The organism is Mycobacterium sp. (assembly GCF_044370595.1).
Classification (GTDB): Bacteria; Actinomycetota; Actinomycetes; order Mycobacteriales; family Mycobacteriaceae; genus Mycobacterium.
In genome coordinates, this window is record NZ_JBILVF010000001.1 from 77,678 (window position 1) to 90,847 (window position 13,170).

Consider the following 13,170-nt stretch of genomic DNA (forward strand, 5'->3'; position numbering starts at 1 on the left):
ACGTCTTTGCCAGACCGCTGCTCTCAGTCAGGTTGGTGCCCACCTTCGGGATCATGCCAAACGGGCATCTGGAAACCAACCGGGGCGGCGGAGATGTCAACGCTGCCAACGTCGCCTTCACACGCCGGTACGCTGGGCAGATGCCGAAGACCTTCGTCGGCTCGCGGGTGCGCCAGCTGAGGAGCGAACGCGGGTTCAGCCAGGCAGCGCTGGCCCAGATGCTGGAAATCTCGCCGAGTTACCTCAACCAGATCGAACACGATGTGCGGCCACTGACAGTCGCCGTCCTGCTGCGCATAACCGAGGTGTTCGGGGTTGATGCGACGTTTTTCGCCTCCCAGGACGACACCCGATTGGTGGCCGAGTTAAGGGAGGTCATGTACGACCGGGACCTCGACGCCGACATTGATTCACCAGAGATCGTGGACATGGTCAACGCACATCCGTCGATCGCACGGGCAATGGTGAACCTGCACCGCCGCTACCGGATCACGTCCACCCAACTCGCCGAAGCCACCGAGGATCGGTTCAACCTCAGCACCGGGGGCAGCGGCACTGGGTCCATCACGATGCCCCATGAAGAGGTGCGCGACTACTTCTACCAACGGCAGAACTATCTGCACGAACTCGACACCGCCGCTGAAGATATGACCGCGCGGGTGCGGATGCACGGCGGCGAACTGCGGACCGAGCTGTCCCGGCGGCTCAGCGAGGTGCACGGGGTGCGGATCGTCCGGCGTATCGACCTCGGCGACACCGTCCTGCACCGCTACCACCCCGCGTCCAAGACCTTGGAGATCTCCACCCACCTCTCCGCGGGTCAGCGCGCCTTCAAGATGGCCGCCGAACTGGCCTACCTGGAAGTCGGCAACCTCATCGACACGATGGTCACCGACGGCAAGTTCACCAGTGACGAATCCCGCAGGCTCGCTAGGCTGGGACTGGCCAACTACTTCGCCGCCGCCACCGTGCTTCCCTACCGCCAGTTCCATGATGTCACCGAAGACTTCCGTTACGACATCGAACGGCTGTCGGCTTTCTACCAGGTGAGCTACGAGACGATTTGTCACCGACTCTCCACTCTGCAGCGGCCCTCGATGCGCGGTGTGCCGTTCTCCTTCGTCCGAGTCGACCGAGCGGGCAACATGTCAAAACGGCAGTCTGCCACGGGGTTCCACTTCTCCTCGTCCGGCGGCACCTGCCCGCTGTGGAATGTCTACGAGACCTTCGCCCACCCCGGAAAAATCCTCGTGCAGATAGCCCAGATGCCCGACGGGCGCAGCTACATGTGGGTCGCACGAACGGTGGAGCGGCGCGCATCTCACTACGGCCAGCCAGGTAAAACCTTCGCGATCGGGCTGGGTTGCGAAGTGCGCCAAGCCAATCGGCTGGTTTACTCTCGCGGCTTGGACCTGTCCTCAGACAATGCGACCCCGATCGGCTCCGGCTGTCGGGTCTGCGAACGGGACAACTGCCCGCAGCGCGCCTTTCCCGCGTTGGGCCGCGCCCTCGACATCAACGAACACCGCAGCACGGTGTCGCCGTACCTGGTGAAGGAGACATGATGAGTCAGATTGCGCGCATTCCCCCCGGCGGTCGCCGTGAACTCGGCCTGATCAACTGGATCATCTCCCGGATCGCGGCCCGGTCCATCCGGGCGCCGCACATGCACCTGTTCGAGACTCTTGGTCAGCACAAGATGCTGTTCCTGGCCTTTCTGCCGTATGCCGGTCAGTTGTTGAACAAAGGCAAGCTGCCCAAGACCGAGACCGAACTGGTGATCCTGCGGGTGGGGCATCTTCGGGGTTCGCAGTACGAGCTGCAACAGCACCGCCGGCTTGCCCGCTCCCGCGGAGTCGATGACGCGCTGCAGGCAAGGGTGTTCGAGGGGCCCCAGGCTGAAGGCCTGACCGGCCGGCAGCGCGTGCTGCTTCAGGCGGTCGATGAGTTCGTCACTGACCGGGATCTGACCGACGAGACTTTCTCGGCGCTGTCGGCGCATTTGACCCGCGAGCAGATCATCGAATTCTGCGCGCTGACAGGCCATTACGACACCATTGCCGGGATTTTGGCCACCCTGCGGGTACCGATGGACTTCCCCGACTAAAACTCCGGCACAGCAGGCCGCTCAGGGATGCTCCCAGCTAGAGGTAGGTGACGCCGAGCACGACGAGCGTCAAAATCACCGGCGACACCGACAGCCCCCCGAGGAATGCGGCAGGCGTCCACTGTTGACGCTGGTAGTACTGCCACGCCCGGTAGATGGCGTACCCGGCGGCGGCCAGAAAGATCACCGATAGCATCAACACGATGGTGGAGCGCGACCCCGAGTCGGTCGCCAGGGTGATCCCAAGCAACCACAGGATGTGTCCGAGCAGCAGACCGCCGATGGCGGCGACGACCACTGATCTCACGCGGCTCGTCTCAGAAGTTGATCATGTGGCCGGCGAGGCCGTGGAAGCATTCCTGCAGTGCTTCGGACAACGTCGGGTGGATGTGCACGTTGCGGGCGAGTTCGTTGACCGTGAGATCCCATTTCTGCGCCAAGGTCAGCTCGGCAACCAACTCCGAAGCGTCCGGTCCTATCAGGTGCGCACCCAGCAGTTCGCCGTATTTGGCGTCGGCGATCACCTTCACGAACCCGGTGGGGTCGGCCAATCCGTGCGCTTTGCCGTTGGCGGTGAATGGGAACTTCGCGACCTTGACGTCGTAGCCCTCTGCCCTCGCCTGCTCCTCGGTGAGCCCGAAGCTGGCGACCTGGGGCTGGCAGAAGGTCGCCCTCGGCATCATCCGGTAGTCACCCAGTGCCATGGTCTCGGCGCCGCCGATGGTTTCGGCGGCCACGACGCCCATCGCCTCGGCGACATGTGCCAGTTGCAGCTTGGCGGTGACGTCACCGATGGCGTAGATATGCGGCACATTGGTGCGCATGTAGTCGTCGATGGCGATGGCGCCGCGATCGGTCAGCGCCACGCCGGTGTTCTCCAGACCGAAACCGGATACGTTCGGCGCGAAGCCGATGGCCTGCATCACCTTATCGGCCTTGAGTTCCTGGCTCGCGCCGTCCTTGCTGACGACCACCGTGACGGTGGACCCGTCGTCGGTGATGGACTCCACTTTGGTGCCGGTGAGGATCTTGACGCCGAGTTTCTTGTACTGCTTCTCGATCTCCTTGGAGACTTCGGCGTCCTCATTGGGGAGCGCGCGCGGCAGGAACTCCACAATGGTGACGTCGACGCCGTAGTTGACCATCACGTAGGCGAACTCCATGCCGATCGCACCGGCCCCGGCGATGACGATCGACCGCGGTAGGTCCCGGTCGAGGATCTGCTCCTCGTAGGTGACCACGTTTCTCGACAGCGAGGTGCCCGGGATGAGTCTGGTACTGCTGCCGGTCGCGATGATCGCGTTGGAGAATGTGACGGTCTGGGTCCCGCCTTCGTTGAGTTGAACCGCGATCGTGTTGGCGTCGGTGAAATGGCCGTAGCCGTGGATCTCGGTGATCTTGTTCTTCTTCATGAGGTAGTGCACGCCGGCGACGCGGCCCTCGGCAACCTTGCGGCTACGGTCGAACGCGGGACCGAAGTCGGCGGTGACCTGCCCGGAGAAGCCGAAGGTCGCGGCCTCCTTGGTGACGATGTGGGTCAGCTCAGCGTTGCGCAGCAGCGCCTTGGACGGGATGCAGCCCACGTTGAGGCACACCCCGCCCCAGTACTTGGGCTCGATGATGGCGGTGTTCAGGCCGAGCTGTGCACTGCGGATCGCAGCGACGTATCCGCCGGGGCCGGCACCGAGGACGACAACGTCATAGTGAGTCACGGGCCTACCCTAGCCCGATCGAGGCACCCAGATCGGCCGACTCGTTCAGCCGATGACCGGCCGGGCGATCCACTCGAAGTAGTAGGCGCCGTGCAGCACCGCTGCAGCAGCAGTCGACGCCAGTGGCGCGGCCATCAGTGCGATCGCCAGCGCGGTGATCTGGGGGCGGTTCGGCACCATCGAGACCAGCAGGCTCGCAACCATGCACACCGCCAGGTACAACAGAATGCCGAAGACCGGGATGGTCTTGGTCAAGGCCGTGTACCACCAGTAGTAGAAGCCCAAGCCGACGGCGGCGGCCAGCACCCAGACACCGGCGACGATCAACGCGAACTTCCACCGCTTCACGAACTGGTAGCTGCCAGCAACGACAACGGGATGCGCCGGGACGGCCGCCGGTTGCACGTGCCCGGTGACCGCACGCAGGAAGGCGTCGGTGTCGACGGTGTCGAGCTCACTGAAGGCCTGATGGACCGAGGCTTGCGGCTCACCCTCGATCGCGTCGAGGGCGAGGTTAAGGTCGGGATCGACACCGTCCGAAGCGGATTCGAGTTGCGGAGCCCCAGCTTGGTCGGCCCCAGCTTGGTCGGCCCCAGCTTCGTCGGCCCCAGCGACCGATTCAGGGTCTGGGTGCCGCCACTCTGCGGCCCGCCACTCATCGGAGTCCCACTCCGCGGTCGCCCAGCCATCGGACTCATCCTCAACCGCAGGGGCTTGTGCGGCGGTGTGCAGCGGATCCGGATGCGGACCGGTGTCAAAGATCGGGGCGGGGTTGGGTTCGGTGTTCGGCGAGAGGACCGGCTGTGCTCCGGTGGCGAACATCGGCGTCAGATGCGGTTCGGTGATCGGCGAGGCAGTGTCAGTCAACCGACACCACCTGCATCAGCAAAAGAACCGACAGCCAACCGGGTGCCATCGCCAGGACGAACGCTCCGGCGGTAGTGACCCACCGACGTCCGGAGCACAGGATCAGCAGTACCCCGATGACGCTGGGCACACCGACGACCAACGCGACGACGAGGTCGGGGCGGATGGTGGCGTCGACCAACATCTTGGCGGCGACCGCGGCGAGTTGACCCGCGACGCAGCCAAGGAGCAACGCGCTTGTGAGCAGCCATGCCCTGGGCAGGGGTATCACGGTTGGCGACGATACGGGCTGCGCGCGTTGCTACGGGGGACCCGCGTCGGCGTGCCGAACAGGTATTTGGCAGACCTCACCGGGGTAGGCCTCGCCGACCACCACGTCGGGACGGTCGGGCGGTCGCGCACCCCGTTCGTAGTCCGCGCCCGTCAGTACGGGGTCCCCCGCCAGCACCGCGATCTCGGCGACGGTGAAGGCCCTGCCCCGACTGAGAAACCGGACCCCCTCCGGGGCTTCCAGGCTGAAGCCCCCGCCTCGGCCCGCGACGACGTCGATCAGCAACTGGGTGTGCTTCCAGGTTTCGAACTGCGGACCGGAGATCCAGACCGGGGTGTCGACCACCACGCCGAGCAGTACGTCGCGGTCACCGACGATGAACTCCCCCAGCGGGTAGCACATCGGGGAGGAGCCGTCGCAACATCCACCGGACTGGTGGAACATCACCGGGCCGTGGCGGTCCTGCAAGCGGCGCAGCAGTTCCGCCGCGGCGGCGGTGATCAGCACCCGCGGCGGAGCGCTCATCAGGACCCAATGTTCTTCGCGCAAGCGCTCATCAGAACCCAATGCTCTTCGCGCAAGCGCTCATCAGAACCCAATGCTCTTCGCGCAAGCGCTCATCAGAACCCAATGCTCTTCGCGCAAGCGCTCATCAGAAAAACCCCACGGCCTTGTCGCTGTAGGACACCAGCAGGTTCTTGGTCTGCTGATAGTGGTCGAGCATCATCTTGTGGTTCTCCCGGCCGATGCCGGACTGCTTGTAGCCGCCGAAGGCCGCGTGAGCGGGGTACTGGTGGTAGCAGTTGGTCCACACCCGGCCGGCTTTGATGTCACGACCGGCGCGGTAGGCGACGCTGCCGTTGCGGCTCCATACCCCCGCACCCAGACCGTAGAGGGTGTCGTTGGCGATGCGGATGGCGTCGTCGTAGTCGGTGAAGGATGTGACCGCGACCACCGGACCGAAGATCTCCTCCTGGAAGATCCGCATCGAATTGTGCCCGGCGAAGATGGTGGGCTGCACGTAATAGCCGCCGGAGAGGTCGCCGCCGAGGTCGGCACGCTCACCCCCGGTGATGATCGTCGCGCCTTCGCTTTTCCCGATTTCGAGGTAGGACAGGATCTTCTCGAGCTGATCGTTGGAAGCTTGCGCACCGATCATCGTTTCGGTGTCCAGGGGGTCGCCCTGGCGGACGGCCTTGGTGCGGATCGCGGCCAGCGCCAGGAACTCGTCGTAGATGTCGGCCTGGATCAGCGACCGCGACGGGCAGGTGCACACCTCACCCTGGTTGAGGGCGAACATGGTGAACCCCTCCAGCGCCTTGTCCTGGTAGTCGTCGGCGGCCGCCATGACATCGGAGAAAAAGATGTTCGGGCTTTTGCCGCCCAGTTCCAGGGTCACCGGGATCAGGTTCTGGCTGGCGTACTGCATGATCAGCCGTCCGGTGGTGGTCTCGCCGGTGAAGGCGATCTTTGCGATCCGGTTGCTGGAGGCCAGCGGTTTACCAGCCTCCACCCCGAATCCGTTGACCACGTTGACAACTCCGGGCGGCAGCAGGTCGGCGATCAGGGAGATCAGGTACATGATTGAGGCCGGGGTCTGCTCGGCGGGTTTGAGCACGACAGCGTTACCGGCCGCCAGTGCGGGTGCCAGCTTCCACACCGCCATCAGGATCGGGAAGTTCCACGGGATGATCTGGCCCACCACCCCGAGGGGCTCGTGGAAGTGGTAGGCCACCGTGTCATCGTCGATCTCCGAGAGCGATCCCTCCTGTGCCCGGATCGCACCGGCGAAGTAACGGAAGTGATCTACCGCCAAGGGGATGTCGGCGTTGAGCGTTTCGCGGATCGGCTTGCCGTTGTCCCAGGACTCAGCGAGTGCCAACTTCGCCAGGTTGGCCTCGATCACGTCGGCGATCATGTTGAGGATCACCGCACGCTCGGCCACCGAGGTCTTACCCCAAGCCGGGGCGGCGGCGTGCGCGGCGTCCAAAGCCATCTCGATGTCCGCGGCGGTACCTCGGGCCACATCGCAGAACGGCTGGCCGTTAACCGGGGACAGCGCTTCGAAGTAGTCGCCTCCCGCCGGGGCGACCCACTGGCCGCCAATGAAGTTCTCATAGCGACTCGGGAAGGACATCAACCCATCGGCAGCACCTGGACGTGCGTAAACGGTCATTCGGCGACTTCCTTCCACGGCGAGATGTAACGCAGCTCACACTACCGCTCAGATAGGTTTGGCGGCATGGCCGATGACGACCCGTACCTGTGGCTGGAAGATATCGACGGCGAGGAGGCTCTGGACTGGGTGCGGCAGCGCAACTCCTCCACCATCGCCGAGTTCAGTGACGAAAACTTCGAACGGATGCGCGCCGAGGCACTGGAGGTCCTCGACACCGATACCCGCATCCCTTACGTGCGCCGGCGCGGTAGGTATCTCTACAACTTCTGGCGGGATGCCGCCAATCCCAGGGGTCTGTGGCGGCGGACCACGCTGGAGAGCTATCGCACTGACGATCCGACGTGGGAGGTGATCGTCGACGTCGACGAGTTGGCCCGCACCGATGGCGAGAACTGGGTGTGGGCGGGGGCGGATGTCATCGAACCCGACCACTCACTGGCCTTGATCTCGCTGTCCCGCGGCGGATCCGACGCATCGGTGGTTCGTGAATTCGATATGCAGACAAGGTGTTTCGTGTCCGGTGGCTTTGAGCTTCCCGAGGCCAAATCCCGAGTCACCTGGGAAGACACAGACACTCTGCTGGCCGGAACCGACTTCGGGCCCGACTCGCTGACCGACTCCGGCTATCCGCGACTGGTGAAGCGCTGGCGCAGAGGCCAACCGCTCGCCGAGGCACAGACGCTGTTCACCGGCGCGCAGAGCGACGTCACCGTCGTGGCGGGCGTGGACCGGACACCCGGTTACGAACGGACGGTGATCTACCGGGCGATCGACTTCTTCAACGACGAGCGATACGAACTGCGGTCCGGTGAGCTCATCCGCATCGATGCACCCACCGATGCGACGATCTCGGTGCACCGGGACTGGCTGCTGATCGAGTTGAGGACCGACTGGCACACCGGCACCGCCGACTTCACCGCCGGTTCGCTCCTGGCCGCTGACTACAACGAATTCCTGGCCGGCACAGCGGAATTAGCAGTGGTCTTCGAACCCGATCAGCACACCTGTCTGCACCAGTACGCCTGGACGAAAGACCGGCTACTGATGGTCACCCTGGCCGACGTTGCCAGCAACGTGGAAATCGTCACACCTGGATCGTGGACCCGGGAACCGGTCCGGGGCGTGGAGAAGAACACCAACACCGTGATCGTGGCCGCTGATGACACCGGCGACGAGATATTCCTGGACTCGAGCGGATTCCTCACGCCGTCGACACTGCTGCACGGCACGGCCGACGGCATACTCAGCCCGATAAAGAAGGCACCCGCCTTCTTCGATGCCGCCGATCTGGAAGTCGCCCAACATTTCGCGACCTCCGATGACGGAACCCAGGTGCCCTACTTCGTGGTGGGTCCGCGCAGCGGCCATCCGGCCGGACCGACCCTCCTGGCTGGTTACGGCGGCTTCGAGGTGTCTCAAACACCGGGATACGGCGGTGTGTTGGGCAGGCTGTGGCTGACCCGCGGCGGCACTTACGTGCTGGCCAACATCCGTGGCGGCGGGGAATACGGGCCGGGTTGGCACACCCAGGCGATGCGGGAGGGCCGGCATAAAGTCGCTGAGGACTTCGCCGCTGTGGCAACCGATCTCGTGCAGCGCGGGATCACCACTCCCACCCAACTGGGTGCTCAGGGCGGCAGCAACGGCGGGCTCCTGATGGGCATCATGCTCACCAGGTACCCGGAGTTGTTCGGCGCTCTGGTGTGCCAGGTGCCACTGCTGGACATGAAACGCTTCCACCTGCTGCTGGCAGGCGCCTCCTGGGTGGCCGAATACGGCGACCCGGACGATCCGCAGGACTGGGCCTTCATCAGCAAGTACTCGCCGTATCAGAACATCAGCACAGAGGACCGCTATCCCCCGGTGCTGATCACCACATCGACGCGCGACGATCGGGTGCACCCCGGGCATGCCCGCAAGATGACCGCCGCACTGGAAGAACGCGGCAAGCCGGTGTGGTACTACGAGAACATCGAGGGCGGGCATGCCGGGGCGGCGGACAATGCCCAGACGGCATTCAAGTCGGCGCTGGCGTTCTCCTACCTGCACCGGATGCTCGACGGCCCGGGCAAGTCACAGGCGTAGGCGCAGCCAACCACGGGTACGCCGCCGCGCCCATCGCAAAGCGGCGACGGCAAGACACACCAGCGATGTGCCCAGCAGTACCGAACCCACGCCGTCAGTGAAGTAGTGGTAGGTCACCGACTGGCCGAGGATCCCCAGCACGGCGAACGCCGCCGCGGCCCAGATCAGCCACCGCCGGACCCCGACAGCGAGGATCAGCACGCCGAGCAGCACCACCATCACCGTGGTGTGTCCGCTGGGATAGGCCAATCCCTGTTCCTTCATCCGGCCGAACACCGGCTTGAGCACCGAACTGGCCGCCACCGCGATCAGCGGCAACACCACGATCAGCGGGAGCAACGCCCACAACCGCCGGTACAGCGACACCACCAGTGAGGTGATCAGCAGTGCCTGCGCGGTGCGGTAGTCGGTGAACACCAGCAGTGAACTCAGCGGGGTGCCGTGAGCCTGCTGCAGCCACGCGTCCACCGGTGTCGCACCGCCGCGCACCCCCATGCCGAGCAGGACCATCAGCGGTAGGCCGATCATCGGCCAGCCCACCAGTGCCCTGTCGATACCGTTGAAATTCAGGGTGCGATCCCCCGTAGGTAGGCCGCTTGGCCCAGATGCTGGGCGCAGTCGTCGATGATGCTGACCAGTCGGGCACTCGCGGTCACGGGCGGATTCCAGTTCTCATCGACGATGCGGGCGAGTTCTTCATCGGTGACGCCGGCAACGTACTCCAGCGACATCCTGTGCACCGCATGGTAGTAGCCCTTGAGCAGATTTCCGGGAGCACGCACCTTGCCGACCTCGTCGGGGGTGTGGCCGTAGCCATGGGCGTCCCGAGGGAGGTCCAAGGCGAACCGGTCCACCCAGCCGTCGCGGAACCACACCTGTTCGATCGCGGCGATGTGGGCGAGTTGGGCGTCGGTGATACGGGCGCTGTGCCAGATCAGCCAGGCGATGCTGTTGGCCTGCTGTCCCGACACTGTCGTGGGTCGGTAGAAGGCGACCTCGTCGCTGAGGTCGTTGGTGAGTTCGTCGACGTGCTCGATGAGCCTGGTGAAGGAGTCGCGCAGGATTGCGCGGGCAGCATCCGTCATCCCTTCGACGCTACTGGAGACGTAACCTCGATCCATGAGCTACGACTTGGTCATCCGCAACGGCAGAATCGTCGACGGACTCGGCGGCGAACCCTTTCCCGGCGATGTCGCCGTCGCCGACGGCGTGATCGTGGCGGTGGGCACCGTGGACGGTGCAGGGGCGCGGGAAATCGACGCCACCGGCCTGCTCGTCACCCCCGGCTTCGTCGACCTGCACACCCATTACGACGGGCAGGCGATCTGGTCGGACCGGATGGCACCGTCGTCGTCGCACGGGGTCACCACCGCGCTGATGGGCAATTGCGGGGTCGGATTCGCCCCGTGCCGCCCCGCCGACCATGACGTCCTCGTCGACGTGATGGCCGGTGTGGAGGACATCCCGGGTGTGGTGATGACCGACGGGCTGCCCTGGGACTGGGAGACCTTCCCGCAGTTCCTGGATGCGTTGGAGGGTCGTCGCCGCGATATCGATGTGGCCGCGTATCTGCCGCATTCGCCGTTGCGGGTGTACGTCATGGGTCAACGTGGCGCCGACCGTGAACCGGCCACCCCCGAGGATCTCGCGTTGATGCGCAAACTGGCCGCCGAAGCCATCGAGGTTGGGGCGCTGGGTGTTTCGTCGTCGCGCTTCGCATTTCACAAGACCGGAAGCGGGGCACCGATTCCGACCTACGGCGCCGCCTACGAGGAGATCTCGGCGATTGCCAACGGCGTGGCTGACGCCGGGGGTGGGCTGTTGCAGTTCATTCCCGACATCGCAGCCGGTGGCTACGAAGGTGTGCTGCAGGAAGTGTTCGAAGCCGCCACTGATGCGGGACTGGCCGTGACCTTCACGCTGACCACGGGTAACTCCGGCGCGCCGATCTGGCCGGGCGCGGTGACCATGATCGAGAAGTTCAACGCATCCGGCGCCAATATCACCGCGCAGGTGTTCGCCCGGCCGATCGGGTTGGTGATCGGGCTGGAACTGACCGCCAACCCGTTCGCGCTGTACCCCAGCTACCGGGAGATCGCCGACCTTCCGCTGGCGCAGCGGGTGGTTGAGATGCGCAAGCCGCAGGTGCGGGAACGGATTCTGGCGGACAAGCCGGGCCAGGGTCATCCGTTCATGTACTTCGCACAGTCCTGGGAGTGGATGTTCCCGATGACCGAGCCGGCCGACTACGAGCCGGCACCCGAGCACAGCATCGCCGCACGCGCCAAGGCCCGCGGGGTCAGCCCGATGGAGGAGGCCTACGACCGGCTTCTCGATGAGGACGGGCACGCCATGATGCTGGTGGCGCTGGCCAACTTCGAAAACAACTCGCTGGATACCGTCGGCGAGTTGATGCGCCGCGACGACGTGGTGCTGGGCCTCGGTGACGGCGGCGCGCATTACGGGATGATCTGCGACGCCAGCTATCCCACCTTCGTGCTGGCGCACTGGGCCCGCGACCGGTCCTCCGGGCGGCTGTCGGTGGGTGAGGCGGTGCGCCAACTGACCTCGGTGCCCGCGCAGGTGGCCGGCCTGGCCGACCGCGGCCGCATCGCCGTCGGCTACAAGGCCGACCTCAATGTGATCGACCACGCCGGGCTGACCCTGCACAAGCCGGTGATCACCTACGACCTGCCCGCCGGCGGGCGTCGGCTGGACCAGACCGCCGACGGCTACGTGGCCACGATCGTCTCCGGCGAGGTGATCGCGCAGAACGGGGTGCCGACGGCGGCCCGGCCGGGCCGGCTGATCCGCGGCCGCCGCACCGCCCCGGCCGTCTAGCGCCGAATGTGCGCCCTATGCAGATGAATCCGCCGGAATAGCTGCATCGGCCACACTGGCGATAGAAAAAGCCCGGGCCGCCAGGGCCCGGGCTTTTTCGTATGCAGGACTTAGAAGTCCATGCCTCCCATGCCACCGGTCGGGTCGCCGGCGGGTGCCGTCGCCTTCTCCGGCTTGTCGGCGACGACGGCCTCCGTGGTCAGGAACAGCGCCGCGATGGATGCCGCGTTCTGCAGCGCCGAGCGGGTGACCTTGACCGGGTCGGCGACGCCGGCGGCGAGCAGGTCCTCGTACTCGTTGGTGGCGGCGTTCAGGCCGGTACCACTGGGCGAGTTGCGAACCTTCTCGGCGACAACGCCCGGCTCCAGCCCGGCGTTGAAGGCGATCTGCTTCAGCGGTGCCTCGAGCGCCACGCGAACGATGTTCGCGCCGGTCGCCTCATCACCGGTCAGCGACAGCTCATCGAGCGCCGGAGCCGACTGCAGCAGAGCCACGCCACCACCGGCGACGATGCCCTCCTCGACGGCGGCCTTGGCGTTGCGCACCGCGTCCTCGATGCGGTGCTTGCGCTCCTTGAGCTCAACCTCGGTGGCCGCTCCGGCCTTGATCACCGCAACACCGCCGGCCAGCTTGGCCAGACGCTCCTGCAGCTTCTCGCGGTCGTAGTCGGAGTCGCTGTTCTCGATCTCGCTGCGGATCTGGGCGACCCGACCGGCGATGGCCTCGGAGTCACCGGCACCCTCGACGATGGTGGTCTCGTCCTTGGTGACGACGACCTTGCGGGCCTGGCCGAGAAGCGAGACGTCGGCGGTCTCCAGGGACAGACCGACCTCTTCGCTGATGACCTGGCCGCCGGTGAGGATGGCCATGTCCTGCAGCATCGCCTTGCGACGGTCACCGAAGCCCGGAGCCTTGACCGCGACGGACTTGAAGGTGCCGCGGATCTTGTTGACGACCAGGGTGCTCAACGCCTCACCCTCAACGTCCTCGGCGATGATCAGCAGCGGCTTGCCGGACTGAATGACCTTCTCCAGCAGCGGAAGCAGGTCCTTGACCGTCGAGACCTTGGAGCTGACCAGCAGGATGTAGGGATCCTCCAGGACGGCTT

13 protein-coding genes are annotated in these 13,170 nt (G+C 65.3%); 4 read left to right on the forward strand and 9 right to left on the reverse strand.

What is annotated here, in order from left to right:
* Nucleotides 1–140: 140 nt before the first annotated feature.
* Both ramB and ADBZ5N_RS00460 read left to right on the forward strand, forming a co-directional pair.
* Nucleotides 141–1,565: an acetate metabolism transcriptional regulator RamB gene (gene ramB / locus ADBZ5N_RS00455; protein WP_526255507.1), complete on the forward strand. Its 1,425-nt coding sequence runs from the start codon at nt 141–143 to the stop codon at nt 1,563–1,565.
* Complete coding sequence (locus ADBZ5N_RS00460; protein ID WP_526255508.1) at nt 1,565–2,107, forward strand: carboxymuconolactone decarboxylase family protein; 543 nt, start codon at nt 1,565–1,567, stop codon at nt 2,105–2,107. The genes ramB and ADBZ5N_RS00460 overlap by 1 nt, the downstream gene beginning before the upstream one ends.
* A gap of 37 nt (nt 2,108–2,144) precedes the next feature.
* Here ADBZ5N_RS00460 and ADBZ5N_RS00465 read toward each other — a convergent pair whose 3' ends face one another.
* The 6 genes from ADBZ5N_RS00465 to exaC all read right to left on the reverse strand — a co-directional run bounded on the left by ADBZ5N_RS00465 (nt 2,145) and on the right by exaC (nt 7,133).
* Nucleotides 2,145–2,414: a hypothetical protein gene (locus ADBZ5N_RS00465; protein WP_526255509.1), complete on the reverse strand. Its 270-nt coding sequence runs from the start codon at nt 2,412–2,414 to the stop codon at nt 2,145–2,147.
* Between the two features lie 10 nt (nt 2,415–2,424).
* A complete protein-coding gene (gene lpdA / locus ADBZ5N_RS00470; protein ID WP_526255510.1) occupies nt 2,425–3,819 on the reverse strand; it encodes a dihydrolipoyl dehydrogenase in 1,395 nt (464 codons plus the stop codon).
* Between the two features lie 45 nt (nt 3,820–3,864).
* Nucleotides 3,865–4,686, reverse strand: a complete 822-nt coding sequence (locus ADBZ5N_RS00475) for a hypothetical protein (RefSeq protein ID WP_526255511.1) — start codon at nt 4,684–4,686, stop codon at nt 3,865–3,867.
* Nucleotides 4,679–4,957 (reverse strand): putative holin, encoded by a 279-nt coding sequence (locus ADBZ5N_RS00480; protein ID WP_526255512.1) that lies wholly within the window; start codon nt 4,955–4,957, stop codon nt 4,679–4,681. The genes ADBZ5N_RS00475 and ADBZ5N_RS00480 overlap by 8 nt, the downstream gene beginning before the upstream one ends.
* Nucleotides 4,958–4,987: 30 nt before the next feature.
* Nucleotides 4,988–5,482 (reverse strand): DUF779 domain-containing protein, encoded by a 495-nt coding sequence (locus tag ADBZ5N_RS00485; protein WP_526255513.1) that lies wholly within the window; start codon nt 5,480–5,482, stop codon nt 4,988–4,990.
* A gap of 127 nt (nt 5,483–5,609) precedes the next feature.
* Complete coding sequence (gene exaC / locus ADBZ5N_RS00490) at nt 5,610–7,133, reverse strand: acetaldehyde dehydrogenase ExaC (protein ID WP_526255514.1); 1,524 nt, start codon at nt 7,131–7,133, stop codon at nt 5,610–5,612.
* A gap of 66 nt (nt 7,134–7,199) precedes the next feature.
* On the opposite strand from exaC, the gene ADBZ5N_RS00495 reads away from it, so the two are divergent.
* Entirely contained in the window at nt 7,200–9,221 is a 2,022-nt protein-coding gene (locus tag ADBZ5N_RS00495; protein WP_526255515.1) for a prolyl oligopeptidase family serine peptidase, read from the forward strand.
* Here ADBZ5N_RS00495 and ADBZ5N_RS00500 read toward each other — a convergent pair.
* Nucleotides 9,210–9,749 (reverse strand): phosphatase PAP2 family protein, encoded by a 540-nt coding sequence (locus ADBZ5N_RS00500; protein WP_526255516.1) that lies wholly within the window; start codon nt 9,747–9,749, stop codon nt 9,210–9,212. The two genes, ADBZ5N_RS00495 and ADBZ5N_RS00500, sit on opposite strands and share 12 nt — an antisense overlap.
* Nucleotides 9,750–9,787: 38 nt before the next feature.
* Nucleotides 9,788–10,306, reverse strand: a complete 519-nt coding sequence (locus ADBZ5N_RS00505; protein WP_526255517.1) for a mycothiol transferase — start codon at nt 10,304–10,306, stop codon at nt 9,788–9,790.
* A gap of 34 nt (nt 10,307–10,340) precedes the next feature.
* Here ADBZ5N_RS00505 and ADBZ5N_RS00510 point away from each other — a divergent pair, with 34 nt between their 5' ends.
* Nucleotides 10,341–12,062: an N-acyl-D-amino-acid deacylase family protein gene (locus tag ADBZ5N_RS00510; protein WP_526255518.1), complete on the forward strand. Its 1,722-nt coding sequence runs from the start codon at nt 10,341–10,343 to the stop codon at nt 12,060–12,062.
* A 110-nt stretch (nt 12,063–12,172) separates the two neighbouring features.
* Here the strand turns inward: ADBZ5N_RS00510 and groEL are convergent.
* Nucleotides 12,173–13,170, reverse strand: a 998-nt coding sequence (gene groEL, locus ADBZ5N_RS00515; RefSeq protein WP_526255519.1) for a chaperonin GroEL, incomplete at its 5' end; no start/stop codon positions are given.